Origin of the sequence: Muricoccus nepalensis (assembly GCF_006438825.1) — a bacterium.
Lineage (GTDB): Bacteria > Pseudomonadota > Alphaproteobacteria > Acetobacterales > Acetobacteraceae > Roseomonas > Roseomonas nepalensis.
Map to the genome: position 1 here is coordinate 1 of NZ_RCZP01000101.1, position 3,579 is coordinate 3,579.

The following is a 3,579-nucleotide window of genomic DNA, read 5'->3' on the forward strand; positions in this document are numbered from 1 at the left end:
CACGGATGGTACCGGCACATCACACTGGCCATGCTTGCTCTGGCCTTTCTCGCCGGCATGCGCGTGAGGCTCAACGCCGCCTCGCGGCAAAAAAGGGGGACCAGCAAACCCCCTCTCCAGTCGACTTCAGCACCGGCGAGATCCGCCATCTCATCAGCGACCTCCGACGCGCCGCTGGCCTCGTGCTGGACCGCCTCTTCAAATGGTCCCTCTGGCGACGCCTACATCAGGCGATCGCCAGAACATGTCACTGGCGCCGCAGTCAGCGCGAGGCTCGCATGAAAGCTCAACTGTAGAATTAGACTAGCTCCACTGGAGACATTCGTTTGACCCTGTTGAGCAAGTTGGATGTCGAGCCAGCGTTTGGTGATGGCCACCTACTAATCACCTCTCCCCAGCAAGGTGAGCTGGTGCTGCGGGGAGATTTGGGTCGGTGGGGCGGTAGCGTCTACGCATACCGAGGAGCAGAGATCCACGCAAATGCGAGCTCCACGCGGTACTGGTTCTTCCTGTCGGGCTTTCCAGGCTGTGGGAGTGATGCTTGGCACGAGGCAGTGCACCTCCCGCTGATTACTGCAGCCATCGATGCCTGGCTCGACGCCGGTGACGCTGCCTGGGCCGGGCTAATTCAAGAGGAACTGCAGTGCTGACAGAGCGCCGAATAGGACACCACTCGCGGTGATGCTGCCGAGAATACCCCAGACCATCATCCCCCTCCCTTGCCTAGGCTGGGCTTGAACCATAGCCGCAAGTCGTAACGATATGATGTTGAACGAGGCTCCATGTTCCTGTGAGATTTCCGGCAGTACTTCGCCGTCCTGATCCTCGCGCCCGTCCGGATCGGGACAGCCGGTGAGCTTCCGGTGAGCCTCCGCCTACCCAAACATCTTTCGTTGCGAATCAGCTACGGTATGCGTAGGCTCTAGCGTCAGCCGCTCTCTCGCAAAGGGTTGGCCTTGCAGCCTGGTTGATCGCTAGACGCTGTGACGTGGGGCCGCTCGGCAGGAAGGGATGGTTCTCTGATCCTGCTGGGCGGTCTCTGCGTCACGACCGTGCGCCCGCTGCCCCTCACTTCGACTGACGAATCTGCTCCGGCCCGCGAGCCGCGTGGCCTGACCTCGTAAGGAGGATAGGTTGCGAACCTAAGTCTTCATGTCGGCTTCGGACTTCGGCGGTTCACACAGGTTCTCTAGCGTTGCGGCTTGGCGCTCAAAGGCTCTGGCTGTCTCCAATAGAGCCTCTGCGGCAACCCGGAGGCTCATTTGCAAAGCGACCTCACGACAGCTTTGAGCCTCAGCGTGCAGTTTAGCGATTTGATCTCGCAGCATCTGCGACATGCGCGATAGCAAGCCTTCTGCCGTGGCTGTCCGTTCCGAACTGCCTGGAAGACGAGGCTATCAAACAAAGATCGCGCCGCAACCCATGGCTGTGACAAAGACTCGCAGAATAACTTGAAGTTGAGGGTGTCGCCTGGTGAGCGGAGTGCTTGTTGCAGGCGCCTGCCACTAGCCCGGTTTAGTTCCAGGCGTCTCCTGGACGTGGTCCCCGCTGTATCTCACCGATGGCGAAGAGGATGTCGGCCCAGGTGGTCGCCCCGTCCTGATCACCCAGGTCCACCAGCTCCTGCATGCGCCGGTTGGCAGTGGCTGCCGCTTCCGCCCCATGCTTGTCGATGAGGATCCTTGCGGCCCTATAGCTGTCGATGCCGACCTCATAACGGGCGAGCCGGGGAGTGTCCTTACCCTTGCTCATCCCCCTTGCCCGCGGGCGGCGCTGAGCGAGCGCATGAGAGCTTCCGTGACGGCCTCACCGCCATCGATCATCGCGGCCCGCGTCGCTGCCCAGGTCATGACCGCCACGACCACCTCGCGCTCGTGCCAGCCGGCATCCTGAGCCTCGGATGCCAAGCCCGCCAGGACCGGGGCGACGGCCTCCTTACAGAGGGAGAAGCGTTGGCCAGGGTGGATGTCCATGGGTGGTGGTGGAGGGATCGGAGTCATGCGGCTGGCCATAGTCTAAGAACGCCTAACGAAACCGGCTGTTGAGCGTTCTATGGGGCATGGCAAAGCCCCTTGTTTCGGATGATCTCTGGGCAGCGATCGAGCCGCTGCTGCCACGTGAGCGGCCCAAGCCCAGGGGTAGCCGGCCGCGGCTGCCGGACCGAGCGGCGCTCACCGGCATTCTGTTCGTCCTGAGGTCTGGCCTGCCCTGGGAGATGCTGCCGGCGGAGATGGGCTGCGGCTCGGGGATGAGCTGCTGGCGCAGGCTCCGGGACTGGCAGGAAGCCGGTGTCTGGGCTGCCCTGCACCGGGCCTTGCTGGAGCGCCTCCAGGCAGCCGGGAGGATCGACTGGCGCCGGGCGGCGCTCGACAGCGCCAGCATCGCGGCCAAAAAGGGGGCGAGGCGGTTGGACCGAACCCGACGGATCGCGGCAAGCCGGGCACCAAGCGCCACCTTGTCACGGACGCCCGCGGCACGCCGCTCGGCCTGACACTGAGTGGAGCCAATCGCCACGACAGCCGCATGCTGGCTCCGACCCTGGATGCCGTTCCGCCCATCCGGACTGGCCATCGAGGCCGTCCTCGTCGCAGACCCGGCAAGCTCCACGCCGACAAGGCTTATGACCATCGCCGCTGCCGCCAGGAGTGCCGCGCTCGCAGTGTCACCCCACGCATCGCTCGCCGTGGCGTCGAGAGCAGCACCCACCTCGGACGACACCGCTGGGTTGTCGAGCGCACCTTCGCCTGGCTTGCCCGCTTTCGCCGCCTGACCATTCGATACGAGCACCGCGCCGACATCCACCTGGCGTTCACAACACTCGCCTGCGCCCTGGTCTGCCTCAACCAAATTCGGCGGTTCTGTTAGGCGTTCTTATGCTGCCAAATCCTGGCCGGCGCCGGAACTACCTCAGTCGTCCATGGAGCTCTCCGACGCCTGCTCCGCCTGGCTCATCTCCTGCGCGAAGAGCAGCAGCATCCGCCGCTTGTCCGACGGCAGCCGGTCCAGTGCCGCAGTAGCTCCATGCGCCCGATCGTCCCAGAGCTAGGCGTGCCATGCACCGCTTTGTCGATCCACTTGCCGACCTCGCCGGCTGCAGGGTGCTGGTGACAAGCCCCCACGAGGTGCACCGGGTCGGATGTTAATGGCGCATGGGCAGGAGCTGGGCCGAGGCGTGGGCGGTTTGGCCGTGTGGTGGCCTGCCGAGGTGCGTCAGGACGACCTCTGGCGCGGGCGGTCGGTAGCGCAGCGAGGAGTGCGGGCGGACGGTGTTGTAGTGGCGGCGCCATTGCTCGATGAGGACCTTGGCCTCGGCCAGCGTGTTGAACACCTCGGCGTTGAGCAGTTCGTCCCGGAGCTTGCCGTTAAAGCTCTCCACGTAGCCGTTCTCCCAAGGGCTGCCGGGCTCGATGAACGCTGTCTTCGCACCCACGCCGGTGATCCAGCCCTTCACGGCCGTGGCGGCGAACTCGGGCCCGTTGTCCGAACGAACATGGCCGGGCGTACCGCGCAGGATGAACAGGTCGGACAGCACGTCGATGACGTCGGCGGCCCTGAGCTGGCGACCCACCCGGATGGCCA

General features: G+C 64.5%; 3 protein-coding genes and 1 pseudogene. 1 reads left to right on the forward strand and 3 read right to left on the reverse strand.

Annotated elements, in window-relative coordinates; genetic code table 11:
• Window positions 1–1,515 precede the first annotated feature (1,515 nt).
• Together EAH89_RS30540 and EAH89_RS30545 are read right to left on the reverse strand one after the other, a co-directional pair.
• Window positions 1,516–1,752, reverse strand: coding sequence for a hypothetical protein (locus EAH89_RS30540; protein WP_140887902.1), 237 nt, complete (start codon window positions 1,750–1,752; stop codon window positions 1,516–1,518).
• Window positions 1,749–1,973 carry a hypothetical protein gene (locus EAH89_RS30545; protein WP_140887904.1) on the reverse strand — a complete coding sequence of 75 codons (225 nt, stop codon included), beginning with the start codon at window positions 1,971–1,973 and terminating at the stop codon, window positions 1,749–1,751. Before EAH89_RS30545 ends, EAH89_RS30540 begins: the two co-directional genes overlap by 4 nt.
• 86 nt (window positions 1,974–2,059) lie before the next feature.
• On the opposite strand from EAH89_RS30545, the pseudogene EAH89_RS30550 reads away from it, so the two are divergent.
• Window positions 2,060–2,829 (forward strand): annotated as a pseudogene (locus EAH89_RS30550) (IS5 family transposase); the annotation flags it as partial.
• Window positions 2,830–3,139: 310 nt separating this feature from the next.
• Here EAH89_RS30550 and EAH89_RS30555 read toward each other — a convergent pair.
• The coding region (locus EAH89_RS30555) for an integrase core domain-containing protein (protein ID WP_241667284.1) at window positions 3,140–3,579 on the reverse strand (440 nt) is incomplete at its 5' end.

Bases quoted from the DNA above. Each gene is read 5' to 3' on its own strand.
- EAH89_RS30545 (WP_140887904.1), bottom strand. From the start codon at position 1,973: ATGGACATCCACCCTGGCCAACGCTTCTCCCTCTGTAAGGAGGCCGTC.
- EAH89_RS30540 (WP_140887902.1), bottom strand. From the start codon at position 1,752: ATGAGCAAGGGTAAGGACACTCCCCGGCTCGCCCGTTATGAGGTCGGC.